The organism is Idiomarina sp. 29L, from assembly GCF_004123135.1.
Classification (GTDB): Bacteria; Pseudomonadota; Gammaproteobacteria; order Enterobacterales; family Alteromonadaceae; genus Idiomarina.
Map to the genome: position 1 here is coordinate 133,417 of NZ_SDJS01000002.1, position 26,155 is coordinate 159,571.

Consider the following 26,155-nt stretch of genomic DNA (forward strand, 5'->3'; position numbering starts at 1 on the left):
GCGATTTCCCTACCTTTCAACGCTTGTATCAACGCTTAGAAGCTGTAAGTAACACCTAAGTGAACTTCGTTGTCGATGCTGTTGAAGTTACCACGGAAACCCGCGTCAGCTGAGAAGCGGTCGGTGAACGCATAACGTAAGCGTGCACTCACTGATGCAAAACCGTCTAAACCCCAGTCGTAACCCGCATCAACAATTGCGGTAGTCTGCTGACTTAGCTTGGTCATAGCACCGATGCCAGCATAAGCACTGGTGTCGTCGCTGTTACCAAAGTCATAATGACTAACACCACCTTTCAAGAACGTATCGAACTGGCGGTCAGCGCCCATATCCAGAAAATACTTAGCGCCAGCGCGAAGTGAGTAGTCACCCATGTCGGTAAATTGCACTTCGCCAACCCAGTTGTCGGCAATACTCGTTGAACCTTCTACATAAAAGTCTGAGTTGTAAAAGTCGTTAAAACCACCGCTAATATAATTAACACTGTCAGCATTGCTCGCTGCTGAGAAGAATAGCGAACCACTTGCAATTAGCGCTGTTGATAATACGAACTTTTTCATGACTTACCTCCTTGGTTACAATAATTCTATTATCGCACCTAAAAGGCATTTCAACAGATCACTCACTGTAAAAGTTCGGTAAAACTAAGTTAGGTATATTTTCGTCTTTTATGATGCCGGAAGCCTTTAATGGTTGGCTGGGATACCATTACACGAGATAGGTGGTGCTCCAGTGACTCTTTTAGCTCAGGGAAAATAGCCCAGTCCGAAAAATCATTAATAAAGTCGGATAACTTATCCGCCATCACTTCTACTTGCTCAAGAGGTTTCGCTATACCAAAATCCTCACCCAACTTTCTTAAATAATAAGCCGATGGAAAGGCTTTGCTTCCATACAACTTAAGCGCCATATCGTTATCTATGGTCGGATAAATAATTGTATGCGTCACATCGTAAATAGGCGTCAGTCGAATATCGTTGTTATTCGCAACATCGTAAAAAATGGAAAAGTTTTTAAGATGAGCATCCCCATTACCAATCAGAACATTAAAAACAATGTACTGATACAGCTTATTAAGCTGCTCTGTGCTCTGCGTAAATAATTTAACCACTTTCATAACTTGCTCATAACTTGAGCGATATTTGTCAGTCGAGTCTCTTTTGGTGAGTACACAAAAATCCTCAACTGCGTATTTTTTATCACCATTAATATCGAAGCGTCTCATGACAAAGTTCTGCCTATCATCAGACAACCAAAAGTCAGGTGTCTCTAAGCCACAAAACTTAGCGGCAGACATACAGATAAACTCATTGGCAGTAAGTTTAGGAAATTCTTCATCGGAGTTTTTAATGATCAAATCCGGATAAATTAACGTCGCTTTTTCTGAGGGAACAACAACTTTTGGTTGAACTCCAGATATCGCTGTTTGCAAATAGTAACGCTCAAGAAGCTGCGGAAATAACAACTCTTTTGAATTATCCCAAGACAAAATATCTTGCAGAGACGTTTTCTCCAGAGGTCTTTGCGGCAACTCATTATTCCGATAATTAATAGCGCCAATTCCGTTATCCCCCTGCAACGCTAACAGATACATGTCGTTTACAGTCGCATAGCGCCTTAATCGCTCCTCAATATATCGACGCACAAAACCTTCCGGCAAGTTCATCGTAAAAATTGGTGGTAACTTTCCTGACGAATACGGATCCAGCCGGTTGGGCATAGAAAGAGACACCGGACAGGCGTTTTTTTCGTAGCTAAAGCTATACTGAGCACCATGAACCAGCCGCCCCGCCAGTTGGTCGTTCAGGTATATCTCGAGTTCTCTTATACGCGATGGATACTGAGCTAATTCATCAGCCATTTTATTCAGTCCTCCATCGGGAATAAGTCATCAAGCTCTTCAAACGCCGGCATTTTTGTTTTCGTAATGGCCAGCGAATAGCCAAAGAGCATTAGGTACCTTTCAAACGTCGCAATCGAGCCCAGGTAAACACCTCTCTCAATTGCTGAAATAGTTTGACGATTACTTTTGATCTTCTCCGCAGCTTCCGTTTGTGACATTTTTTGAGCCTTACGCTCTTGCTGAAGCTGCTTACCAATTTCTTTTCGTGGAGTCATAACAAATAGTTTTTTGACAAATATATTTGTCATAATAGTAAAAAGCACAGAAATGACAAGAATAACTGTCAAAATAACTTATTCGCTAGTAATGAAGAACTGTCGGGGGAGAGCTCAAAAGGCAGTTGAGGCGCTAGCAAGCGTTACGAGTGTTAAGGCACGTTATGCCAGAGTGTCGAAGGTATCAGCTATTGACGTAACGCTGTCGCAGGAAAATCTGGAGAAAGTGTGCAGCGCCATGGATGGCGCTGCTCAAGCCCTACAGGGATGTACTTGCGGGCGTCTTTCGGAAGGTTCCCTGCGACAGCCAGTCAATAGCTATTCCCACTCTATCGTTGCAGGAGGCTTACCAGAGATGTCGTAAGTCACACGGGAGATGCCGTTAACTTCATTAATAATGCGGTTAGAGACTTTCTCCAGCAGCTCGTAAGGCAAGTGCGCCCAACGTGCCGTCATGAAGTCGATGGTCTCAACGGCACGAATGGCAATAACCCAGTCGTACTTACGCTGGTCGCCCATGACGCCAACTGAACGTACCGGCAGGAATACCGCAAATGCCTGGCTGACTTTGTGATACCAGTCTGCATTGTGCAGCTCTTCAATGAAGATAGCATCAGCACGACGCAGCAGATCACAGTATTCTTTCTTAATTTCGCCCAATACACGAACGCCTAAGCCTGGCCCAGGGAACGGATGGCGATACAGCATGTTATACGGCAGGCCCAGCTCCAAACCAATTTTGCGCACTTCGTCTTTAAACAATTCACGCAATGGCTCAACCAGCTTCAAGCGCATGTCTTCAGGCAGGCCGCCCACATTATGGTGCGACTTAATCACGTGCGCCTTACCCGTTTTCGAGCCAGCAGACTCAATGACGTCAGGGTAAATAGTTCCCTGTGCCAGCCAATCAACTTCGGTCAGTTTACCGGCTTCTTCATCAAAAATTTCAATGAAGGTATTACCGATAATTTTGCGTTTTTTCTCTGGGTCATTTTCGCCTTTAAGCGCATCTAAAAAGCGATCTTCAGCGGCAATAGGAAGAATATTCAGGCCATAATGGTCACCAAACATTTCCATGACTTGCTCCGCTTCATTCAAACGCAGCAAACCATTGTCTACAAAAATACAGGTCAGCTGGTCGCCAATAGCACGGTGCAACAGCATTGCAGTTACCGACGAGTCAACACCGCCAGACAAGCCAAGAATCACCTTGTCGGTACCCACTTGTTCACGAATACGCTCTATCGCATCATCAATAATTTTCGCTGGCGTCCATTGCTTTTCACAGCCGCAAATACCACTGACAAAGTGCTCCAGCATACGCATGCCCTGACGTGTATGCGTCACTTCCGGGTGAAACTGAACCCCATAGAATTGACGCTCTTCGTCCGCCATTGCCGCATAAGGGCAGTAAGAGGTTTTCGCCACCGTATGGAAGCCTTCAGGAATGGCTTCAACTTTATCACCATGACTCATCCAAACGTCCAATAACGGCGCGCCGGACTCAGACACTGCGTCTTCAATAGCTTCGAACAACGGGCTCTTATCCACCAACTCAATTTGCGCGTAACCGAACTCACGCTCTAACGAGCATTGAACTGAACCGCCCAACTGGTGCGCCATGGTTTGCATGCCATAGCAAATACCAAACACAGGCACGCCGGCTTCAAATACATAGTCTGGTGCACGCGGTGAGCCTTCTTCAGCGACGCTTTCCGGACCACCAGAAAGAATAATGCCCTTCGGATTAAAATCCCGAATATCGGCTTCGTCAACGTCCCACGCCCACAGCTCACAGTAAACGCCTATTTCACGAATACGGCGGGCTATCAGCTGTGTGTACTGCGAGCCAAAGTCTAAAATCAATATTCGGTGATCATGGATATCTCTAGTCATTCGTCATCCTGTTAAGAGCTGCGGTAGTTCGGTGCTTCTTTGGTAATATGCACATCGTGTACGTGTGATTCGCCCATGCCGGCAGCGGTCACTTTTACAAACTGCGGCTTGGTGCGCATGTCTTCGATAGTCGGGCAACCGGTTAAGCCCATTGCCGAGCGCAGGCCGCCCATTTGCTGATGAATAATCGCAGAAATTGGGCCTTTATACGCAATGCGACCTTCAATACCTTCCGGTACCAACTTGTCTGCTTCATTACTTTTCTGGAAGTAACGATCAGATGAGCCGTTGCTCTGGTTCATTGCGCCTAAGCTACCCATGCCACGGTAAGATTTATAGTAGCGCCCCTGGTAAAGCTCAACTTCACCCGGTGACTCTTCAGTACCCGCCAGCATGCTGCCAACCATAACGCAGTGCGCGCCAGCCGCCAGTGCTTTCGCAATATCGCCAGAGAAGCGAATGCCACCATCGGCAATAATAGGAACTCCAGAGCCCTTTAATGCATCGACAGCATCGCTGATGGCACTGATTTGCGGCACACCACAACCCGTAACAATACGCGTTGTACAAATAGAGCCTGGACCAATGCCTACTTTCACGGCATCGACGCCGGCTTCAACTAGGGCTTTTGCTCCTGCTGCTGTCGCAACGTTGCCGGCAATAATTTGTAAGTCAGGGTAGTCTTTACGTGTTTGCTTAACGCGGTCTAACACACCTTGTGAGTGACCGTGCGAGGTATCAATGAGCAGGACATCTACACCCGCTTCCACCAGCAGTTTAATGCGCTCTTCCGTGCCAGCACCAACGCCAACCGCAGCACCCACGCGCAAAGAACCCTTTTCGTCTTTACAGGCGTTCGGTTTGTTTTCAGCTTTTTCAAAGTCTTTCAGAGTTATCATACCCTTCAGCTTGAAAGCGTCATCCACAACCAGAATCTTCTCAATGCGGTGTTTGTGCATAAGCTGAAGAATTTCTTCGCTTTGCGCGGTTTCATGCACAGTCACCAGACGATCTTTACCGGTCATGACATGGCGAATCTCTTTCGCGTCATCGTCTTCAAAGCGGGTATCACGGCCAGTCACAATACCGACTAAATCACCGTTTTTCTCAACCACAGGAAAGCCCTGAAAACCGTGCTCGGCAGTCAGTTGTTTAATTTCACCAATAGTTGTTGTCGGTTGGACAGTAACAGGGTCTGTAACCATGCCACTTTCGTATTTTTTGACTTTACGGACGTGTGCAGCCTGCTGCTCTGGCGTCATGTTTTTGTGGATAAAACCAATACCACCTTCTTGCGCCAGCGCAATTGCCAATGCTGATTCGGTAACCGTATCCATGGCGGCCGAAACCATTGGAATATTCATAGAAATTCCACGCGTTAATTGCGTGCGTAAATCAGCGGTATGGGGGAGAACTTCGGAATGACCGGGAACGAGCAGAACGTCGTCAAAGGTCAAGGCTTCTTGGGCAATTCGCAGCATGTGCAACACTCCGTGACTGGATTCATGTTGCGGGTGGATTTTACCCGTTTTGCGCAATTGACGCAAGTGAAAATTAGCAGTTGTCGTAGCCTGATGCTATTGCATCAGGTGCGATCTCGCCGTGTATCAACCAACGTATGAACCATTACACCATGGCGGTGTTAATAAATACCTCACCTGACGTAATAACGTCAGGCTACATCGTTTATCGCATTCACTCATTTTCCTGCGTTACGGTATCCAACAAACGCCGTCTTTTAGTTGAGGTTTAGGCTCTGGAATAAACTGACAGTTGGAAATACCTGTTTTAGCGTCTTCTTTAGCCTTCTCATTATACTTATAAATAGCGTCTAGCAGCGCTTGTTCATTGGTGATGGTTTCGCTGCTGTACACCACATAGCCTTCCGGGCCACCGCAGGCTTTCTTACCAACGGGCAATACTTTACAGCTTTCTACCGTTTTAGCCTTTGGCGTGCCAATCATCGCTTTTATGTCAGCCATAGTGACCGGCTCATCAACCTCACTGCCGTTTGCCGACTGTGCGCTATTGCAGCCCATAGAAAACACACCGACTAAAAGTATTAATAGTATTTTCATGAATATCCCTTTCTGTTTTTTAACCTGAAACCTGAGGCATATAGCCCCAGGTTACAAGAGAAGAATGTTATAAGCGAGTAAAGGCGACATCGCCCTCGCCGGTAATAGTTATTGTCATAGTATCACCGTCAATAGCAACACTATCAATGGGTAATGTCGATGCGAGAGTATCACCACTGGTATCGACAGAAATATCGAAAGTCAACGTACCGCTGTCTGCAGAATACTCGTAGGTACCATATTCAATACCCACACCGCCATCTTCGGCGGTAGCTTGGACCGCTGAGAAAACACCATCCTCACGGAAAATAAACAACACTTCTTCACCAGAGCCATCATTCAGTTGCCAGCCACCCACAATACTCGAGGCGCTATCAATTCGAGTAAAGGTTGACTCCAGTCCATCCGTTGAAGGCACTATGACCATGGTAGACTCACCCACATTAACGGTTACCTCACCGGCATCACTCAGCCCCGCGTCACCGTTAGTGTCAGCAATGAGCTCACCTGTAAGCTTCCTTAATTCATAAGTATAAGAGCCGTATTCATAACCGCTTCCGGTATCTACATTCTCTACTTCAATCTCGTAATAGTAGCCATCATCTCTGAAGGCTAAGAATACATCGGTAACATCTTCATACTCTTCGTCTCGTTCCGTTTCATACCAGGCTCCTACAATCGACGGTGGCGTCGCTCCCGCTTCTTCAAGGGTTTCCGACAAATGAGCCACCGCTTCCTGAGCCGTTACCAAACCATCGACCGCCGTATCTTGGCCGCCATTTGTCACAAAGCTTTGTACTGACGCATTGTTTGCGAATTCTTCCACAGTCACATAAAAATCAATGTCATTGGTTGCGACGTCCGCCGCAGTTTCAGAAATACCAATACCATTGGATGGATCTTGATCCACGTCCAGCGACAATAACAAACGCACCATATTAACTACGGCATCGTCATCAATAGAGCTCGCTCCCAATATCTCCACTGGTGTCACCGTTGCCTGAGCATCGGTCGCCGGAAACACTAACTCACCTATAGAAAAGGTGACTTGTTCCCCCTCCTGATACTCAAACTCGCCGGCATCATTGGTCACGCCACTTTGAGTTTCAGTTTCAAAGCTGACGTTGCCCACTTCGGCATCAAGAAACACACCCGTCTGAGTCTGGACTGTGCCGCCCGTATTATCATCTGCACCGCTGTCCGACGTATTATCGCTCGAGTCTGAGCCACAACCAGACAACGCAAAAGCTGCCGCCAACGAAAGTAAAGCCAGTTTATTCTTCATTATTTTTCTCCATGTATGTGCTGTTCACTTTTTGAACATAGGCTCTAATTCAGAAAAGCGCAAAATTTGGTGAAACATTTTGTAACATTTGCATAACGTAGTAGTTACTCAAATTTATCAATGACATCGCCGCTGCACTTCATCTACATTGGGTATTACTTAACCAAACGTAAAAAAATGAGGTAATACGAATGCGTTTTAAGCACTCTCTTTTAGTTTTAGCCATTGCAGGCGCTCTGTCTGCTTGTGGCGGCTCAAGCGACTCATCCACTCCAGACAGCAACACTGGCGGTGACAATACCGGTGGTGACAATACCGGCAGCACGACCACAGTTGTAACCGAAGGTGTCATTACGGGCTTTGGTAGTGTGTATGTAAACGGCCAGCGTTATGGCTCTGACAATGCAGCTATTGCCGTTGGTAACTCACCGGCTGCAGACGAAGCAAAACTGAGAGTAGGTATGGTAGTGACTGTTGCGGCTTCGGCCTCTGACAATGGAGAAGACCCGGAAGCGGAACAAATTATCTATGAAGAGAGTTTGCAGGGTCCTGTTGCGTTTATTGACCGAGAAGCTGAACAAATTGAAGTCCTTGGTCAAACCGTTATTTATGATGACTTAACCGAATTTGAAGCAACCGACCTAACTACCTTAACCGTTGGCGACTTTGTTGAAATAAGCGGATACGTTAATGAAAACGGCAATTTCTACGCCACATTAGTTGAGTTGGAAGACGACGAAACGGAAGTAAAACTGAAAGGTGACGTTGCTAATTTAGACACCGACGCTCAAACATTCACATTAGGCGAGTTGACCATCAATTATTCAACCGCTGAATTTGATGACATGACGATGGACGATCTCGCTGACGGGTTATTTGTGAAAGTAGAAGGCGAAACCTTCGACAGCGACACTATGACGCTTACCGCGGATGAAGTCGAGAATAAAGAAGATAATGAGCTTGACGAAAACACCGACGAAGTCACTATTGCGGGCATCGTTAAAAACTACGACGCCGAAGCCGGCACTTTCTCCGTGAACCAATATGACTTTGTAGTCAGCGACAGCACAGAATTTGAAGACGGCACCGCCGACACGCTAGCTAACGGCATTATTGTGAAAGTTGAGGCAGCGTTAGATGGCGAACAATTGGTGGCCGAGGAAGTCGAATTCAAAGCACGAGATGCACGCAGCAAAGTCGAAGGGCAAGTGACCGACATTGACGCAGAAGCTATGACTTTTGTGCTCAACGACACAACTTTCACCGTTACCTCAGAAACCCAATATGAAGACGAGTCAGACTTAGACGAACGTCGTTTCACCTTCGACAACATAGAAGCCAACGACTGGCTGAAAGTGGTTTCCCGCCAGGACGAAGAAGGTAATGCTATTGCGCTTAAAGTGAAGCGTATTGAGGAAGATGATCGCGACGGCGAACTGAAAGGACGAGTCTCTACTGTCAGTACTGAAGGCATGACAGTTGCAAACGCCAACGTAACCTTTGACGAAAACACCGAGTTCGAAGACGACGACGGCACTATTTCACTCGAAGACTTCATTGCTCTCGTTGACAGTCGTAATGCCGTTATCGTTGAGGTGGAAGGTGACTACGCTGACGGTTCGCTACTGGCCACTGAGGTTGAGGTAGAGAATGTGAGTGGTGAAGGCGATGACGATGACAATGGCCGCCCTGACAACACAGGCAAAGCCGAATTTAAAGGCGCTGTAGAGTCAATAGAAGGTGATGCGGTTTTTGTGAACGGAAAAGAGCTTCGTTTTGCTGAAGACGCCGAACTTGAATTAAATGACGAAGAAGTTGATGTTGTGACATTTATCGAAGCCCTCGAAGTAGGCACTGTCATTGAAATAGAAGGTGTCTGGGTTGATGAAACTTACATTGAGGTAAAAGAAGCTGAAGTCGAAAACGAAGAGGACGACAGCGAAGAGTAGCCGTAAAGCATATGTAGCCTGACGTTATTACGTCAGGTGGGATGCCAAAACAGCCACCATAATGAATCACTTAATGTGGTGCGGCTGCACCGGAAAAATCTCACCTGATGCAATAGCATCAGGCTACGACAACATCAGTTTAAAATAACTTATCCGCTGCGGGCAATTTCGAGCGCTTATCTTTAAAAGCCAAAGCGTAAATGACGCAGCATACACCAATGCCAATGACCAGCGCGCCCACCCATTGAATGCGAATAAACTCAAGGCTAAACAGCACCGTTAAGCCAACCATGAGAAACGCGTGCAGCGCGAAATAGCGCGGCTTACCAAGGCGGCTGACAGTTAGGTTTAAGTTGTCAGAATACAGGCGAATCAGTGAGTCCAGGGAGTTCAATACAAACACCACGCCAACACCCACCATTATGCGGTTTATCCAGCCGGAGGTATCAATGCCTTTGGTATGAAACAAGTACAACACGCTGAACCACAAGCCCAGCGACAGCGACGGCCAGACCAGCATATTCACCAACAACGTCACCGTCTTCATATTACCCACGAAGCGCGCGGTAAACTGGCCAATCATGATGCTCCAGGCAAACCACCAGAACAGATAAAATGCGTGGTAGTCGTTAATGGGCAAAACAAACCGCTGTAAATGCGTAAAGTAATCACTCAGTAACGGCAGAGTTTGCAGGTAGTCAGCAGCTTCCACATTGGGCTGCGCCACCACGTAACTGCCAAGCCCTGCAATCAGCGCTAAAAACAGCGCACCGGACGACACACTCAGCACCTTCACAAAGCGCAGTTCGGTGCTCGAATACACCGCCGCACAAATGGTGAGCGTCACTAATCCGGCGAACAGCCATGGAAAACCCGAGTCCGGCGCAAACGCAGGCAAGTACCAACTTAAATTGGCAAACAGCAAGTGCGCCGTAAACGCACAAGTGCCAATAATGACAATGTTGTTCACCCACTTCACCCAGGTTATTTCAAAGAAGCGGAGTTTGGGTTCCAGTGCGCAGAAATAGAAGCAGGTGACAAAGTAAATCGCCCAAACCATAAAGCCCCAAAAACCAAACTCTATGGCTAACGGATTGGCAAAGGCGTATTCACTGTTCTCTTTGAGGTTTTCATACACCGGGAACTCAGTTAGCGGGAACATGATAAGCCCCACATCCAGCCCCGAGGTAAATAAAATAGCGACAAACACTAACGTTGATACCGGGATTTTACCCTGCAGCGGCATGGCCCCCCAGCGCCACAGAATAAGCAGCACTAAAGCCATGAACAAGATCATTCCGGCGCCCACTAAGGTTAGCATTTAACGCACCTCTCGTTGTTGCTTACCCTGACGCTGACGTTGCTGCCATTGTTCGTCCATCACCACTTTCACATTTGCTGCATCGGCGGCTTCGCCAAAGCGAATTAAGTCAGCAGCGCGCTCCGCCAACATAATGGTCGGCGCGTTCAGGTTGCCGTTTGGGATGGTCGGGAATAGAGACGAGTCGACAACACGGAGTCCCTGCAGCCCTCGTACTCGGGTCGTCGGATCCACGACCGCTTGCTCGTCATCTTCAGCGCCCATACGGCAGGTACCGCACGGGTGATACGCGCTTTCCACCGCGTCGCGAACAAAGGCATCAATTTCTTCATCCGTTTGAACCGATGCGCCCGGTTGAATTTCTTCCCCGCGATACTTGTCCATCGCCGGCTGAGCAATAATTTCCCGAGACAATCGCACACAGGCGCGAAACGCCTCAACGTCTTCAGGTTCTTTCAAATAGTTAAACTGAATTTTTGGGGCTTCCGTCGGGTCTGCCGACACCGCGCGTATCCAGCCACGGCTCTTCGGTTTATTGTGGCCAATATGCAGCTGAAAGCCGTCACCGTCAAAGGCACTGCGTCCGTCATAACGCATAGCCGCTGGCAAGAAGTGGTATTGCAAGTCAGGCCATTCGATGCCCTTCTTCGAGCGAATAAAACCGCAAGACTCAAAATGGTTGGTCGCGCCCAGGCCGGTTTTAAATAGAATCCAGCGTACGCCAATCGCCAGTTTACTCAACGGCCCTAGCTTACGATTCAAGCTGACCGGCTGCTTACACTGGTACTGAAAGTAAAACTCTAGATGATCCTGCAGGTTTTCCCCCACGCCCGGCAGCTCATGTTGCTGCTCAATACCCGCGTCTTTCAATACCTTTGCCGGGCCAATACCAGACAGTTGCAGCAAGTGCGGCGAACCGACCGAGCCCGCGCTCAGAATGACTTCATCGCGACAGTCAAAACGCTTAACCTTGCCTTTTTGCAGTAGCTCGACACCGACCGCACGTTTGCCTTCCAGAAGCACACGCTTAACCAACACACCGGTTTTCACCGTCAAATTAGAGCGTTCCATGGCAGGCCGTAAATACGCGTTAGCGGTCGACCAACGACGGCCATTTTTAACCGTCATGTGCATTGCGCCAAAACCTTCCTGCTGCGCACCGTTATAGTCATCGGTGTGCCAATAGCCGGCCTGCTCACCCGCTTCAACAAACGCACTATAAAGTGGATTTTGCATGTTATTGCCGTTATTAACCGACAACGGTCCGCCAACACTGCGATATTTGTCTTCCCCAAAGGCCCAGTCATCGGCCTTTTTAAAGTATGGCAGGCAGTGCCGATAGTCCCAGCCCTCGGCGCCATGCTCAGCCCACTCGTCAAAGTCACGCGCATGGCCGCGCACATACACCATTCCGTTAATCGATGACGAGCCACCCAGCACCTTGCCGCGCGGACAGTGCATGCGGCGGTTATCTAAATATGGCTCTGGTTCGGTATGAAACTGCCAGGCGTATTTTTTGGTGTTCATCGGTATCGACAACGCCGTCGGCATTTGAATAAAAATGCTTTTATCCGAGCCCCCGGTTTCCAGCAACAGCACGCTTTTGTCTGCGTCTTCTGTCAGTCTATTTGCCAATACACAACCGGCCGAGCCTGCCCCGACAATAATGTAATCGTACTGCTCAACCGACATTAAAATGGCCCCTGCAACGTCTCCATACCCACATACACCGACTTGGTCTGTGTGTATGATTTCAGCGTTTCAACGCCGTTTTCGCGGCCAATGCCTGACAATTTATAGCCACCCACCGGCATTTCCGCCGGCGAATTGCCCCAGGCATTAATCCAGCAAATGCCCGCCTGCATTTGTGCAATAACACGGTGTGCGCGGCGAATATCTTTGGTAAAAACACCGGCCGCTAAACCGTATTCGGTATCGTTAGCGCGGCGCACAACATCGTCTTCGTCGGTAAAAGTCATGACTGACATCACCGGACCAAAAATTTCTTCGCGACAAATGGTCATGTCGTTATGGCACTCAGCAAAAATAGTGGGCTCAACAAAGTAGCCATTTTCACAGCCCTCAGGCGTCACCGCATTACCGCCGTAAACCAATTTAGCGCCTTCCTGCTTGCCTTTCTCAATGTAATCCAAAACCAGTTGTTGATGTTTTTCGGATATCAACGCGCCCAGGTTGGTTTTCGCATCCATCGGTTCGCCAATCACGATATTCTTGCGTGTCCGCTCCACCAAGCGCTCCATAAACCGGTCATACACCGATTCATGCACAAAAACGCGCGTACCGTTGGTGCACACCTCACCTTGCGTGTAAAAGTTGGCCATCATGGCGCCAGTGACCGCTTCTTCAACATCCGCATCGTCAAACACAATTAAGGGTGACTTGCCGCCAAGCTCCATAGTGACTTGCTTAAGCGTGCCGGCAGCCGCCGCCATGACTTTTTTACCGGTACCCACTTCACCGGTTAACGACACCTTGGCGATGTCCGGATGCGCCGTTAGAAAGCGACCTACCTCGGCATCCCCCTGCACCACATTAAACACACCATCCGGTACACCCGCTTCGGTAAATATCTCCGCCAACTTAGCCGCGCCGCGAGGGGTTTCCTCTGACGGTTTAAAAATCATGGCGTTACCGGCCGCCAGCGCAGCCGCTGACTTCCAGCAGGCTATTTGAATGGGGTAGTTCCAGGCACCAATACCAAAACACACACCTAGCGGCTCGTGGCGAGTATAGAAAAAATCATCACCCACCGGTTGTTGCGCGCCCATCATCGACGGCGCTAAATTCGCAAAGTACTCAATCGAGTCGGCGCCGGTCTGCACATCAACCTCAACCGCTTCCTGCCACGGTTTCCCGGTATCCTGAACTTCGTACTTCGCCAGCTCGTCATTACGCTCACGCAATAAACGCGCGGCTTTTTGCAGAATGCGGGCCCGCTCTACCGCCGGCGTCTTTGACCACTTTTCGAAACCTTGCTTAGCACTCTTTATTGCCTGTAGCATCATCGCTTCACCGGCCTGTTCAACCCGGTAAATGACCTCACCGGTTGCCGGGTATCGCACATCAAAACTGCGGCTTTCGTCGCCGTTAACGTAGTGCCCATCAATAAAGTTTTTAAGCGAAAAGTTGGTCAAGGTACACTCCTTAAAACAAGTTACGGGTTACTGCCCCCGGAGTCGGCATCCACTCCATTCAGGCGTAACGTATCCAAAATAAAGTTCTTACAGTAATCTTTCGCGACATCAAAGCCGCGATCAGCACGCAAACTCAGCGCGCTCCGCAGCCAAAAACCATCAATCAGCGCTGCGGTCATCTGTGCGGCATCGTGCGCCGCTTCACGCGGCAATAACTGACGATAGCTGTAACGCAAGTTGGTCAATAAGCGTCGCTTATTTACTTCCTGCAAGCGCGACAAGTCGGCGTCGTGCATTGACTCGCCCCAAAAGCTTAGCCAGGTTTTGGTGCTGGGCAACGACTGCTGAATGTCCGCAAAGTTTAAGTCGACAATTTTCATCAGCCGCTCAATAGGGTCAGCCGGCGACTGCTCTAACTTCAGCCGCGACAACAAATAACGGACCGTGGCTTCAATCAGCGCCTGTTTACCACCAAAGTAATGACTGATAATGCCGGACGACAGCCCCGCTTTTTTCGCAATCAAACTGATGGTCGCTGACTTCAACCCCACTTCGGCAACCACCTCTATGGTTGCGTCTATCAACTGTTGCCGGCGCACCGGCTGCATGCCAATTTTGGGCATCGCGCTATTACTCCTTGTATGGCTCCAACGTCGACAAGCGGAAGCGGTGCTCATTCACAACTTCGCCGTCAACATTCTTCAGACTGAGCGATACTAAGGGATCTTCTAAACTCCAATCAATGTTTATACTGCCGTAATTAACATTTGCCGTGTATTGTCCAATACGATGCTTGTTCGGACTGACCTGTTTCCACTCTTGCGTTAAGCCAGAGCTAGTCACTTCCCACAGCGGATAATCCAGGTTTTCATCGTAATAGCTGACTTCGCCCCAGTGGGTATCCCCACTGACTAAAATCACACCATTCACTTGGTGTTTTTTAATTAAGTCGAACAACCGCTGGCGGTCGCCCGGAAAGTTCGCCCAGGCTTCCCAACCGGTAAAGTCGGCTAATAACTGTAAGCTGGAGGCAATAATTTTGACGCGAGCCGGTTTTTTCAACTCTTCTTCCAGCCACTGCCATTGTTTCTCGCCCAGCATCGACTTCGACATATCGTCGTGAGCAATGTACGGACCTAGGTTATTTGGCGCACGCTCATTGGCGTATTCTTCCCGCGACACGTGTTTCATGTCATCACGGTTCCAGCGCAAATCCGGCATAATCACGTGAATGCTCTGTTCGCCTTCGCCATACATCTTTGAGGTGTAAATGCCGTCAGGACGTGTGCGGCGAGGTGAGTCTTCCTCCGCACCCCAGAAGTCCAGCATAATCTGGCGTGAGGCTTCTTTTTTCGGGTAGTCTTTGCCCGCATCATTCGCGCCAAAGTCATGGTCATCCCAAATCGCCATCACGTTCGTGTTATTCACTAACGTCTGAAAACGTTCTTTCGACCCCAGCTTTTCGTATTTATTGCGCAGCACCGTCATATCTTCAGTGTCGCCATAAATATTGTCGCCCAGGAACAAAAACGCATCCGGTTTATCGGCAATAACGCTGTCCAGAATCGGCATGTCATGATCCTGATGCGAGCAGGAGCCAAAGGCAATATGCGACACACTTTGCTGTGCATTCGCCGCCGTGGACACGACAGCGCCCGATAACAATCCCAGAAAAATCAATGTTTTCTTCATTGGTTCACCTATGAAGTGATCAGGGGCTGACAACCAGCCCCTGCGCTTAACGCGTTTTTTAGAATGTGAACTTAGCGTTCAAGGCAGCCACACGCGGTGCACCAATCCAGGCCGCGCCCGGTGCAATCGTACCTAAGTAACGCTCGTCAAACACATTGTTGATGGTAAAGCGTAGCTCCATCGAGTCGATAGCGTTACCAACGTTATAGACCGCGGTGCCCAGATAGAAGTCGCTCGTTGTATAAGAGTCAACCACTTGAGTATTGGCTTGGTCCATGTAACGCTCACCCACATATTTGGTGCTGAAGCCAGCGAAATAACCGTCACTCTTGTAGTCAAAGCTAATGGCAGCCATGTCTTCGGCACTGCCAATAACGGTGTTACCCGCCGCGGCTTTGTCGACGTAAGTCGAGTCGTTCTTGGTGTACGACACGTAAACGCCCCAGTTGTCGTTCAACTGATAATCAAGCGACGCTTCAATACCGTTCGACTCAACACCACCGTCGTTCACATAACCACCGGCAGCCGCTTCTAAGAAGTCGATGCCATCAACATCTTCGTTGCTGATAAAGGTAATGCGGTTATCAAAGGTAATGTCGTAATACGTTAAGCTGGCGTTCAAACCCGGCGACGAATAACGCAGACCTAAGTCAATGTTATCCGCACGCTCTGGCTCAACCACACTCAAGTCAGTGTCGTCACGCTCAAGTACTGCATCTTTTATTGCCGCAAAGTTTTCTGCGTAGCCACCGAACACTTCCAGACCACGAACGCCCGGCACCGGTGCAACAAAACCGGCTGAGAGCAGTACGTCAGAGCTTGAATCGACGTCTAAGTTGTTGTCGCTGTTAAACAAGTCATTTTTCGCAACGTCGACATCGAACTTCTTGGCGCCCACACGGAATTTCGCGAAGCCAGCGTCCAGTTCGTTCTCAACGTACGCCATTAACGTATCTACCGGGAATTCGCGGTTGTACTGAATCCAGTAAGGGTTGTTTTCCCAACGTGCACTGGTTGCTGAGTCAATCAGCTTGTGCCAGCTACGGTATTCTTCACGCTCGTAATCTTCGTACCAGAAACCACCGCGTAAGGTGTTTGGCATGTCGGCAATGGTGGTGTCCCAAATGAAATCACCATTTACGCCATAACGGTCTTTGTTGTAATTGGTGTGACGATGCGACGATACTGGAATAGCGCCTGAGCCATAGCAGTCCGGGTCTAATGCAGCGCCTGCGCCGCCATAAGGGTAAGTAATTGAGCTTTCACAACCGGCTTGCGGCTGTAAAGACTGACCATCACGGTTCACAAAGTAAATTTGCCCCAGTGAAGAGCCGCCCTCTGCCGTAGTGCTTGGGTCTAACTCTGAGTGCGGGTTGCCAGCACCATCGTCAGTCACGTCAACAACATAGTAAGGGATCCAGTCGCCGCGACCTTCGTTGTGGTGGTAATACACATTACCCTTTAACGTCACGTTGCTGATCATGGTTTGTGCTTTTAGGTAGCCAAATAAGTTTTCACGGTGTGTTACCCAGCCTTTACGCCATGCCTGATCCTGGTATGGAACGCCGGTCCAGTTTGGTACCAAACCGTCCCACTGTTTGTTTTGTTCAAACTGGCTCACGCCGTACACACGCTGATACGTGTATTCGCGGGCATCGTCATAGGTCACGTAACCTTCCAGGTCTACGTCGCCCAGACGGCTGATGAGTTTACCGGCAAAATGGTCACGCGTGTTGGTTGCCACTTCGTCCATCCAGTCGGTGTTTTCTTGCGTTGAGAAGCTTACCCAACCGTAGGTGTCGCGCGCCAGCTCACCCGTTTCATAGCGAGCGTAAATTTTCTGTGCGTTGTTTTCGCCTAAGGTCGCACTGACGACCGCTTTTTCTTCAAAGCCCGGGTCAATGGTACGGAAGTCCAAGGTGCCGCCCAGCGCTTCGTGTGAGCGCGAGCTAATGTCTGAGGTACCCTGAGAAACGTCGACGCCCTGCAGGTTTTCAGTGTCGATAAAGCGGTTTGCTTTGGTACCGCCGCCGTAGTTTGAGTTACCGTTAGAAATTCCGTCAACGGTCATGCCAATTTGCTGTTGGCTCAGGTCAATTGAGAAGCCACGCATCGAGATGCTGGTTGACCATTCATCAGAGCCGAACGGGTCACCTTCGTTGATTAATACGCCCGGTAGGTTATCAACAACCGCCAATGCGCTGGTCATTGAGGTTTGCTGCAGCTTCATTTCTTCCGCAGTGGCATTATTCGCGTAAGAAACGCTACGCCCAGTCACCTGGATTTGCTCTATGTCTTGTGCTTTTTTCTTATCGTCGTTTGCCGTTTGTTCTTCCTGCTGAGCAAGCGTAGGAGCGCTTAACACAGAAAAAACGGAGAGTGCCAGTAAACTGGGTTTCATTGGTACAGATAACTTCATTTCATTAAGTCCTATTGTAGTTTTAGAGACGTATCTAAGACTAGTGAGTGAATGTTACAGTCGCGTTTATTTTAATTGACCGTTCAATTAAAATCAAATGACAGAAAAAAGACACAAAAAAACCGCACCTGGCGCAAACCAGATGCGGTTTCAATGACTGAACAAATATTACAGCACGTGAGGCTTGCGAATATTCTCGACAACCTCAACTTTAATGCTGTTAACACCTTCAACGCCTTTTAGTTGCTCACGCAATTTCAGCATATCGGTGCCTTCAGGCGCTTTCAGCATAGCCAGGTTCAAACGTGAATACACACGCTCAACCGTTAAACCAAACTGGTTCGCTAATTCGTTAGCGTCAGTGTTTTCGGTTAAAACGGTAATAATGCCTGATACATACGCTTTTTCACCCGTAATACGGTCAACCATCTCTGTGCCCGCCAAAAGAACATTTTCATTCTCAGCGGTAGCCTCAGCAGACTCAGGTACTTTGGTAAAGCTGTAACGTTTGTAGTCAGCTTTGGCTTCAAGCTTCTTCTGTAAATCAACAGTCGGCTTTTGCTTTTGTTGAGGAGCCGGAAGCTCTTGTGCGGTAGCCGAAACTGCTACCACGCCGCTTACGGCCACTGCTAATAGTGCTTTTACTAAACTCATATCTCTTTGCTCCTATTAATGACCGAATGCACGAACGCTGACAGCTTCAAGAACTGAAGGTACTGTGTTGTTTGATACTGGGAAACCACTTAAGTTCAGGTCATCACCATTAGTATCGACTAAACGAACAGTCCATTCACCCGCTAAGCTTTCACCGTAGAATGCATTTGCCAGAAGTACGGTGTCTTCCAGGATATAAGGGCTACACTGACCTTCCGCACCCACGATAATTTCCTGACGACCAGAAAGCAGCTGAGTCGTTGTACCAGCAGGAGAGGTTAACTCAACCGCCAGGTCTGAACCTGCTGTGCTGTAGAATGAACAACCTGAGCCGTTGAAATCAGCATTGCTTACAGTCAGTGATAACTGCAGACCTTCAAGCGTCATGTCATCTTCAACCGTGAAGCTATAGCTTGTTCCTTCCGCGTTGTTATCCGGAATGTCTAAGGTTGTTTCCGGTGAAACATCCATCCACTCAGTTTCAACTAGCTCAGGCATAGAACCCGCTTCGGTTTCTTTCGCCATTGCGACCGCCGCACCGGCGTTCACACGACCAAAGCCGTATTTCAGGTTAAATGTATAACCGGCTGCGTTTTCAATCCAACCTGGGTCAGCAACAAATTCGCCACCACCAACAGTCAGAACAACGCCTTCGTCTTCAGCATCCACCTGGTCTGCCGTGTTCGCCAAAATATGACGAATTTCACGAGCACTCAGTGCTGGGTTTGCTGAACCTACCAAGGCAACAACACCAGACGCGTTAGGCGCAGCTGACGAGGTACCGTTAAAGGTGCTGGTAAAGTTACACGATGGGTTTTCATCATGGCCCGGAGCGTTAAAGTTACGGAATGCTTCGTAATAACCGGGAGCTCCTGCTAAACCGTCCAGGTAATCCTGATATGGGAAGCTGCTGTAACCCTGTAAACAGGTTGACTGATCCGTCGTCACCATTGCCGGAGCAAACTCACCGTATTCCCCTGCCGGCGCTGACAAGAACACGTTAGAGCCCGCCGTTGAGTAGCTGGTGTGTCCGCCATCGGAGTTAACCGCCGCAATAGTTGTGGTGTAGAAGTTTGCATTCGACGGGTCCATGTTACCGTTTAAGCACGTTAAGCCTTCACTTACTGAGCCATTAACGTCACATAAACCAGTTGCGCCGCCGTTAAAAGAGTTACCTGCAGATTTAACGTTTAAGGCACCCAGGCCGTTACGTAAATCAGTAGCAACGTATTTCTCAAAGGCTTCATCGGTAGGGTAAGTGTACAGCGCCGCCGGGTAAGAAATACCGTAGCTTCGGTTATAGGCAATCAGAGGGTCACTTACCTGTACACCACTGCCCGGTAAACCGTGGCTTAGTGCAGAGTTCAGTTCGTTCTGAGAAACGTTACCACCTAAGTAGTTCGCACCAAATACTTTCGCTTTAGGTGCAACACCGCGGCCGCCTAAACCATTACCGGCTTCAGCAGCGATAAGGCCTGCAACCGATGTACCATGGTCACCACGGTTCGACAAACGGTTTGTTGGATCCATTCGGTCTAGCGCATTCGGGTCAAAGTTCAGTGACATATTCGCTGCAACGTTCGCGCTTAGGTCAGGATGACCTACTTCCAAACCAGAGTCGACAACACCAACCAACATTCCCTGACCGTAAGCACCCTGTGCATAGGCTTCCAACACGTTCATGTCTTCGCCTGGTACGTAAATGCTTTCATCAAAAAACGCTTCGCGCGCGTCTTCTTCAGTCCAACCGTAGTTGTTAACCAAGAAGTCCAGAGCAGCTTGAGTCTGGGTGTAAGTCTTTTGGCCTGTGTTGTTTAAGTGCCACTGCTGATACGCAATAGGGTCACTTGGAATTTGTTCTGCTGCAACTTCAATGGTTTCAACCGTTTCTTCCTGACCATCACTGACTGTCACTTCAATAGTGACCGCTTCCGCCGATAAAGTAACGTATTTGAAGTTACCTGAAGAATCGATAGTGACAATACCGTTTGCTTCTTCGCCATCTGCGTTAAGCGCACGAGCAGAATACGTGATGGTATCACCATTAGGGTCAGTCGCCTGAACCTGACCTTCAATCGTCTGACCTTCGCCAACGGTCACTGCTGTGTCACCAGATACGGTTGGTGCGTAATTATCATCACTACCGCCACAGGCCGCAAGACCCATCACAACAGCAACTGACAATGCCGCTAATTTGAATTGTTGTTTTGGCATTTTTACCTCTATTTGTATTTCCCCTAAAAAAGGACAAACACTATAGCGGCACTGTTAATATTATGTAAATTTCAAATGTAACAAATTATTAAAACTTATAACCTAGTATTAACTAAAAAAAGCAGAGAAGCGAAGTGCGGGGGTATATACGATTTATTTATAGGGTAGTTAAAACGGATATATCGCATCCGATGCCAACACATCAGATGCGATATAAATAGACTCTGACAGTTTTTTCTCAGTTTACTGCAGAGGTAGAGACAGTGTTTCGTGCCTCGGTAAGAAGTTTATTCTCTTAACACTATCGACTGAGCGTACAGCGGCTGCAGTGCTTTCCGAGCTCTGCCCCATATCCGGGTTGCTTAACTCGCCAGGCAGACCACGCAACTCCATCATGTTTATCCGTGGCTGAATCCAGGTGCTGGATACATTGACTTCTCCGTTGCCTCGCTGGAAGTCCTCAAACGCAAACTCCATCACATACACCCAACCATCATCAGTTTCATGAAGAATATGCCAGCGGCGAACTCGACAGTCATCAGTTAAGCCCCAACTTTGGCAAATAGCCGCCCGTTCAATATCAATCACCTGACCATTTTCAGACAAATACCAGTTAATACTGTTGGTATTAAGCGTCAAAGTTGACTCTCCATGAACACATAAACCATCTTCATTGGGCTGTTCACACCCGACACTGACATTGTAGCCAGTTGTACCTGGCTCAAACTGCCACCCGAAATAGTAAGAGACCAATGGAATATCCAACTCTTCACTCCAGGCATCTTTAACCCACGAGTTTATATGGCCAAACCAAAGCTGATCCGCTGCGGTCACCACATCATCCTCAATAGCCGCTATTTCAGGATCTTGCTTAACAACCCGATTATAACTTGCAACAATATTACCATCCGGGGTTTCCGCAGCCATTAATGCCGCATAGAGCTCACCAATTTGGTTAAATATTTCTACAGTCTGCTCTACATCACCATAGAACATCTCAACGGTGCCTTCAGACAACTCCCATGTGCCCTCAATACCGGTATACATCGCACTAAAACTGCCGTCAGCGTTGAAAGATACCATATCCGTCGCGAACTGATCGTAACCGTCTTCCGGCGCAAATTGCCCCAGGACATTAACAGCCCAAGTGCCAATAACATCCTCTTCCGTTGCCGGAATAAGCTCTAAATTATCACCGTTCAAGTACACGGTATTAGACGAGTATTCATTTTCTGCCGACGGAATTTGGTAGGTTTCACCATTCCATTCCAAAGGCGCATAAGTGACCGTCTGAGTGTACTCTTGGCGAATCGTGTCCTGTCTATTTCCTTTGGTGATAACTTTAAACCGTTTGCCATTTTCGGTATAAGTTGCTTCCACCTGACTAGCGCCGGCCGCTTCATAAGCCGCTAAAATATCAGGGTCATCGGTCACCGAACTCACTTGCGGGTAACTCACAAACTGAACTGGCTCTTCATAGGTCAGCGTAAAGTAATTGCTTTCCCCAACTTCCCATGTAAAGGCTGAACTGCTATTGCCGTTTGCATAAAATGGAGAAACAATCATACCGCTACCATCGGCTTCAAATACAAGCGCTTCATAAGAGCGACTCACAAACCCCGGACGAGTTGCCGACGTTGGCAAATAGAATGAGGGCGGAGTTGGGCTTTCTTCTTGCTCAACGAGTTCAGGATCATTAATAATTTCCTCAACAACCGCATCTAAAGCATCAGGATCGGTCGCTTCCACTTCCGCAACGTAAGCGTTATACGACTCGGTATTCTGTACCAAGTCTAATACGCTCTCAGTACCTTCCGGCAGACTAAAGTTCTCATTATCAATAATCAGTTTAATCACCGCTGACACTTCAAGTAGCTCGTTAGGATCAACCGCTTCCTGAGCAACGCTTAGCGCTTCCTCATCAGTCGGCGCTTCACCTCCGTTGGCTTCAATCATCAACGTATGGCTCGCTGTAGTGACATTGGTCACATTCGTGCCGGCTGCTTCGGAACGATCCAACACGCCATCATCGCCGGCCGCTGCCGCTAACGAAGCCAGTGATGACAGTGCACTGACTAGCTCGACGTACTCCTGGTTATTCTCAGCTGAGCCCTGAGCATTAATAGTCAATAGCTCAGTACCGTCAACGAAAGTAATATCTAACGTGTATGCTCCTTCTGCGTCAGCTGTCGCTGTATAGGTTTCACCGCCAATAGTAACGGTGACTGTTGCATTAGCTATTGGAGAGTCGACAATTTTGCCTGAGACGCTAACGGTTTGCTGAACCGTTACGGTAACATCTGCGCTAGCCTCGTCTTCGCCGTCAGTTATCGTATAAGTAAATGAGTCAGAGCCGGTATACCCGTCATTTGACGTGTAAAGTATCACCGAGCCATCAATAGTGGCGGTGCCATTCTCAGGAGCAGATACATCAGTAATCTCTAATGTGTCATCATCCGCATCAGCGTCATTAGCAAGTACATCGATACTAAACTCTGTGCCAGTATCAGCAGTTATCTCATCATTTACTGCCTCTGGTGCGGTGTTGCTGGTACCACCGTCACCGCCACCAGAGCCTGTGTCATTGTTGCTGTCACTTCCGCCGCACGCCGTTAAGGTCAGTGCAACGCCGAATAATAAAAGGTATGAATATCTCATAGCATGTTCCTAGCTGTTGTTTTTGTTCTGCGCCAAAACAGCGTAAAAATGACGCGTAACGTTAATAACTAGGAAAGGGGTTGATAAAAGTCAAAAGTGTATTTACAAATTCTTTACAAAACAAAAGTTGACGTCAATTGACACAAAACAAAAGACTGATGCGGTAGCCTGACGTTATTTACGTCAGGTGAGATGTTGCCGACATCAACATTACCGGGTTATTTAAACGTTGGTTTATATGGGAGAGATCGCACCTGATGCAATAACATCAGGCTACCGTATGTAGCCTGACGTTATTACGTCGGGGACAATGGTTGGGCAATAAAGTGCGGATTCAAATAGTCTTCTTTTTGGTTGTAAAGCAGCGGGTCGCCGGTAATGGTTGTTATCTCACCACCAGCCGCACTTAACACCGCGTGGGCGGCGGCGGTATCCCACTCACAGGTTGGGCCTAAACGTGGGTAGATGTCCGCTTTGCCTTCAGCAACGAGGCATATTTTCAACGAGCTCCCCATCGGCACCATTTCGTACGGTTTACCTAAGGCATCTAGCCAATCGGTCGTGTCCTGAGAAGGGTGTGATCTCGAACCAACCACACGCAGAGTGGCCGGGGCATTCAACGTTACTTTTATCGGCTTATCATTCAAACACGCACCCATATCACGCTCGCCGGTGTACATGGCATCCAGTACCGGCGCGTAGACCACACCCATTACCGGCACACCTTTTTCTATCAAGGCAATGTTCACCGTGAACTCACCGTTGCGTTTAATGAACTCTTTGGTGCCATCAAGCGGATCAACCAACCAGTAGCGGCACCAGTGTTTGCGCTGCTCCCAGCTTATATCTGAAGACTCTTCCGAAATGATCGGATACTGGGTCTCCAACGCGCGTAAGCCTTCACAAATCACTTTGTGAGCCGCTAAATCTGCTTTTGTCAGCGGGCTGTCATCGCCCTTTTGTTGCACGTTAAAGTCATCACTTTCGTACACATCCATAATCGCCGCGCCCGCGTCACGGGCTATTTTTTTTACATCTTCAAGCATGGGTACTTTCGGTTAGGAGGTTATATCGGAATTGTATCGTAAATTATAGGAGGAGCGTAGCCTGACGTTATTACGTCAGGTGAGATGGCGAAACTGCCACCAAAGTAAATTATTTATGTTTTGGTTGTTATTGGAGGGATCGCACCTGATGCAATAGCATCAGGCTACGTGTTGTCACATCAGGCTACATCACCGCATCCGTTTTATAACGGCATCGGTACTTTCATCAAAGGACTCATCACTTTCGCCGTCGAGTACTCGAAGCACATCTTTTGCTATCTTTTTGCCTTTCTCAACACCCGGCTGGTCAAAGCTGTTTAAGCCCCAAATGACGCCTTGAGTAAACACTTTGTGCTCGTACGCGGCAATCAGTGCACCAAAGCTTTCTGGCGTTAGCTCATCCATTATCAGTAGATTCGACGGGTGCCCGCCGGGATAGTTATCACGCGGTGACTCAGTATTGGGGCTACCTTCCCACATCAAACGCCTGTGTGCTAAGCAGTTAGAAACCGCCAACCGTTGCTGCTCAGCTAAACCTTCCTGAACTGCGGGTTTGAACCCCGGCGCCTCACGCTTTAACACCGCCACAAAATCAGCGGCAAACTGATCATAGCCTTGGTGCAAGTGTTGGAAAAAAGCGTGTTGCCCATTCGGCCCAAAACCGCCCCAAATAATCGGGCCGGTGGGGTAATCAATCGCTTTATTGTCTGCGGTTGCCTGTTTGCCGTTACTTTCCATGTCCAGCTGCTGCAGGTAGTTCGGCAACATACGCAGGCGCCCGTCGTACGGCAAAATAGCCAGGTTATTAATGCCCAACTCTTCACGGTTATACACGCCATACAATGCCAGTAGCATAGGAATGTTGTCCTCCACCGGCGCCGTAAAAAAGTGTTCGTCCATGGCTTTCGCGCCTTCCAGCATACGCTCAAATGGTCGCACACCAGTTGTCAGCGCTATGCTCAAGCCAATAGCCGACCACAACGAAAAACGTCCACCCACCCCTTCGCCAAAGGTAAATTGCTGCGCCGGTGGAATGCCATAGTCGGTCATTGCCTGGGCGTTCGCCGACACACCTATTACGTGTTTGTCCAACCACTGCTCCTGGCTTAACGCAGGCTCTATCCAGCGGCGCACAGTATCGACATTAGCAAAGGTGTCGATAGTGCCAAACGACTTAGAAGAAATAATAAATAACGTGGTTTCAGGGTCGACAATCGGCAGAACGGCATATAACTGACCACCGTCCATCGATGACACAAAATGCACTTGTAAGTCATGCAAAACTGCATCATCGGCAAACTCTTTTAATGCAAACGCCCCCATTTGCGGGCCTAAGTCAGAACCGCCTACGCCAATATTGACAACGTCGGTAATGGGTTTGCCGGTCGACCCTAGCCAGCGGCCAGAGCGCAGCTTCTGAACCACCTCAACAAAGCGTGTTTTACGGTTCGTCTGTTTAGCTACCGCGTGAATAGAACGGCTTAACGTGTGCGTCACCGGGCGGTTTTCACTGACATTCAGGTATTCACCACGGCTAAGTTGCTGGCGAGCATCATTAAATGATTCAGGTAAGCGTTTTCCCGTTTGTTCAATCAGTTCATTCACTGCCAGCTTTTGGTAGCTGGTGTCCAGTGCCAGGTAAGATCCGTTTTTTATCATTAATTACTTCC

At 48.5% G+C, this 26,155-nt stretch carries 19 protein-coding genes; 1 reads left to right on the plus strand and 18 read right to left on the minus strand.

Going from position 1 to position 26,155, the window contains the following annotated elements; genetic code table 11:
• Nucleotides 1-35 precede the first annotated feature (35 nt).
• From EST55_RS04375 to EST55_RS04405, 7 genes are all read right to left on the minus strand, one after another.
• Nucleotides 36-560: a hypothetical protein gene (locus EST55_RS04375; RefSeq protein WP_126752935.1), complete on the minus strand. Its 525-nt coding sequence runs from the start codon at nucleotides 558-560 to the stop codon at nucleotides 36-38.
• 89 nt (nucleotides 561-649) lie between these two features.
• Nucleotides 650-1,861: a type II toxin-antitoxin system HipA family toxin gene (locus EST55_RS04380; protein ID WP_129496623.1), complete on the minus strand. Its 1,212-nt coding sequence runs from the start codon at nucleotides 1,859-1,861 to the stop codon at nucleotides 650-652.
• A 5-nt stretch (nucleotides 1,862-1,866) separates the two neighbouring features.
• Entirely contained in the window at nucleotides 1,867-2,118 is a 252-nt protein-coding gene (locus EST55_RS04385) for a helix-turn-helix transcriptional regulator (RefSeq protein WP_164976524.1), read from the minus strand.
• A gap of 318 nt (nucleotides 2,119-2,436) precedes the next feature.
• Nucleotides 2,437-4,014, minus strand: coding sequence for a glutamine-hydrolyzing GMP synthase (guaA, locus tag EST55_RS04390; RefSeq protein WP_088768771.1), 1,578 nt, complete (start codon nucleotides 4,012-4,014; stop codon nucleotides 2,437-2,439).
• 11 nt (nucleotides 4,015-4,025) lie between these two features.
• Nucleotides 4,026-5,495 (minus strand): IMP dehydrogenase, encoded by a 1,470-nt coding sequence (gene guaB, locus EST55_RS04395; protein WP_129496625.1) that lies wholly within the window; start codon nucleotides 5,493-5,495, stop codon nucleotides 4,026-4,028.
• A gap of 231 nt (nucleotides 5,496-5,726) precedes the next feature.
• Nucleotides 5,727-6,092, minus strand: a complete 366-nt coding sequence (locus tag EST55_RS04400; protein WP_129496626.1) for a hypothetical protein — start codon at nucleotides 6,090-6,092, stop codon at nucleotides 5,727-5,729.
• 67 nt (nucleotides 6,093-6,159) lie between these two features.
• Nucleotides 6,160-7,377 carry a hypothetical protein gene (locus EST55_RS04405; protein WP_129496627.1) on the minus strand — a complete coding sequence of 406 codons (1,218 nt, stop codon included), beginning with the start codon at nucleotides 7,375-7,377 and terminating at the stop codon, nucleotides 6,160-6,162.
• Nucleotides 7,378-7,568: 191 nt separating this feature from the next.
• Here EST55_RS04405 and EST55_RS04410 point away from each other — a divergent pair, with 191 nt between their 5' ends.
• Nucleotides 7,569-9,326: a DUF5666 domain-containing protein gene (locus EST55_RS04410; RefSeq protein ID WP_129496628.1), complete on the plus strand. Its 1,758-nt coding sequence runs from the start codon at nucleotides 7,569-7,571 to the stop codon at nucleotides 9,324-9,326.
• A gap of 139 nt (nucleotides 9,327-9,465) precedes the next feature.
• Here the strand turns inward: EST55_RS04410 and EST55_RS04415 are convergent, their stop codons facing one another.
• From EST55_RS04415 to pgi, 11 genes are all read right to left on the minus strand, one after another.
• Nucleotides 9,466-10,647 (minus strand): BCCT family transporter, encoded by a 1,182-nt coding sequence (locus tag EST55_RS04415; RefSeq protein ID WP_129496629.1) that lies wholly within the window; start codon nucleotides 10,645-10,647, stop codon nucleotides 9,466-9,468.
• Nucleotides 10,648-12,339, minus strand: coding sequence for a choline dehydrogenase (betA, locus tag EST55_RS04420; RefSeq protein ID WP_129496630.1), 1,692 nt, complete (start codon nucleotides 12,337-12,339; stop codon nucleotides 10,648-10,650).
• Nucleotides 12,339-13,802, minus strand: coding sequence for a betaine-aldehyde dehydrogenase (gene betB / locus EST55_RS04425; RefSeq protein ID WP_129496631.1), 1,464 nt, complete (start codon nucleotides 13,800-13,802; stop codon nucleotides 12,339-12,341). Before betB ends, betA begins: the two co-directional genes overlap by 1 nt.
• A 20-nt stretch (nucleotides 13,803-13,822) precedes the next feature.
• On the minus strand, nucleotides 13,823-14,425 hold the full coding sequence (gene betI, locus EST55_RS04430; protein WP_129496632.1) for a transcriptional regulator BetI: 603 nt from the start codon (nucleotides 14,423-14,425) through the stop codon (nucleotides 13,823-13,825).
• 7 nt (nucleotides 14,426-14,432) lie between these two features.
• Nucleotides 14,433-15,494, minus strand: a complete 1,062-nt coding sequence (locus tag EST55_RS04435; RefSeq protein ID WP_129496633.1) for an alkaline phosphatase D family protein — start codon at nucleotides 15,492-15,494, stop codon at nucleotides 14,433-14,435.
• A gap of 58 nt (nucleotides 15,495-15,552) precedes the next feature.
• The gene (locus EST55_RS04440; protein ID WP_129496634.1) at nucleotides 15,553-17,913 is read right to left on the minus strand and encodes a TonB-dependent receptor; all 2,361 of its coding nucleotides are present in this window, start codon (nucleotides 17,911-17,913) and stop codon (nucleotides 15,553-15,555) included.
• Between the two features lie 168 nt (nucleotides 17,914-18,081).
• Complete coding sequence (locus EST55_RS04445) at nucleotides 18,082-18,567, minus strand: hypothetical protein (RefSeq protein ID WP_129496635.1); 486 nt, start codon at nucleotides 18,565-18,567, stop codon at nucleotides 18,082-18,084.
• Nucleotides 18,568-18,582: 15 nt separating this feature from the next.
• Nucleotides 18,583-20,781, minus strand: a complete 2,199-nt coding sequence (locus EST55_RS04450; RefSeq protein ID WP_129496636.1) for a S8 family serine peptidase — start codon at nucleotides 20,779-20,781, stop codon at nucleotides 18,583-18,585.
• 243 nt (nucleotides 20,782-21,024) lie between these two features.
• A complete protein-coding gene (locus EST55_RS04455) occupies nucleotides 21,025-23,439 on the minus strand; it encodes an Ig-like domain-containing protein (protein WP_129496637.1) in 2,415 nt (804 codons plus the stop codon).
• Between the two features lie 296 nt (nucleotides 23,440-23,735).
• Complete coding sequence (cysQ, locus tag EST55_RS04460; protein ID WP_129496638.1) at nucleotides 23,736-24,485, minus strand: 3'(2'),5'-bisphosphate nucleotidase CysQ; 750 nt, start codon at nucleotides 24,483-24,485, stop codon at nucleotides 23,736-23,738.
• 189 nt (nucleotides 24,486-24,674) lie between these two features.
• Nucleotides 24,675-26,144, minus strand: coding sequence for a glucose-6-phosphate isomerase (gene pgi / locus EST55_RS04465; protein WP_129496639.1), 1,470 nt, complete (start codon nucleotides 26,142-26,144; stop codon nucleotides 24,675-24,677).
• Nucleotides 26,145-26,155: the final 11 nt, after the last annotated feature.

Coding starts and splice junctions, on each gene's coding strand:
- EST55_RS04400 (WP_129496626.1), bottom strand. CDS start 6,092: ATGAAAATACTATTAATACTTTTAGTCGGTGTGTTTTCTATGGGCTGC.
- EST55_RS04450 (WP_129496636.1), bottom strand. CDS start 20,781: ATGCCAAAACAACAATTCAAATTAGCGGCATTGTCAGTTGCTGTTGTG.
- guaB (WP_129496625.1), bottom strand. CDS start 5,495: ATGCTGCGAATTGCCCAAGAAGCCTTGACCTTTGACGACGTTCTGCTC.
- EST55_RS04385 (WP_164976524.1), bottom strand. CDS start 2,118: ATGACTCCACGAAAAGAAATTGGTAAGCAGCTTCAGCAAGAGCGTAAG.
- EST55_RS04435 (WP_129496633.1), bottom strand. CDS start 15,494: ATGAAGAAAACATTGATTTTTCTGGGATTGTTATCGGGCGCTGTCGTG.
- EST55_RS04410 (WP_129496628.1), top strand. CDS start 7,569: ATGCGTTTTAAGCACTCTCTTTTAGTTTTAGCCATTGCAGGCGCTCTG.
- EST55_RS04440 (WP_129496634.1), bottom strand. CDS start 17,913: ATGAAGTTATCTGTACCAATGAAACCCAGTTTACTGGCACTCTCCGTT.
- EST55_RS04415 (WP_129496629.1), bottom strand. CDS start 10,647: ATGCTAACCTTAGTGGGCGCCGGAATGATCTTGTTCATGGCTTTAGTG.
- EST55_RS04405 (WP_129496627.1), bottom strand. CDS start 7,377: ATGAAGAATAAACTGGCTTTACTTTCGTTGGCGGCAGCTTTTGCGTTG.
- EST55_RS04375 (WP_126752935.1), bottom strand. CDS start 560: ATGAAAAAGTTCGTATTATCAACAGCGCTAATTGCAAGTGGTTCGCTA.
- EST55_RS04455 (WP_129496637.1), bottom strand. CDS start 23,439: ATGAGATATTCATACCTTTTATTATTCGGCGTTGCACTGACCTTAACG.
- EST55_RS04445 (WP_129496635.1), bottom strand. CDS start 18,567: ATGAGTTTAGTAAAAGCACTATTAGCAGTGGCCGTAAGCGGCGTGGTA.
- betI (WP_129496632.1), bottom strand. CDS start 14,425: ATGCCCAAAATTGGCATGCAGCCGGTGCGCCGGCAACAGTTGATAGAC.
- cysQ (WP_129496638.1), bottom strand. CDS start 24,485: ATGCTTGAAGATGTAAAAAAAATAGCCCGTGACGCGGGCGCGGCGATT.
- betA (WP_129496630.1), bottom strand. CDS start 12,339: ATGTCGGTTGAGCAGTACGATTACATTATTGTCGGGGCAGGCTCGGCC.
- guaA (WP_088768771.1), bottom strand. CDS start 4,014: ATGACTAGAGATATCCATGATCACCGAATATTGATTTTAGACTTTGGC.
- EST55_RS04380 (WP_129496623.1), bottom strand. CDS start 1,861: ATGGCTGATGAATTAGCTCAGTATCCATCGCGTATAAGAGAACTCGAG.
- pgi (WP_129496639.1), bottom strand. CDS start 26,144: ATGATAAAAAACGGATCTTACCTGGCACTGGACACCAGCTACCAAAAG.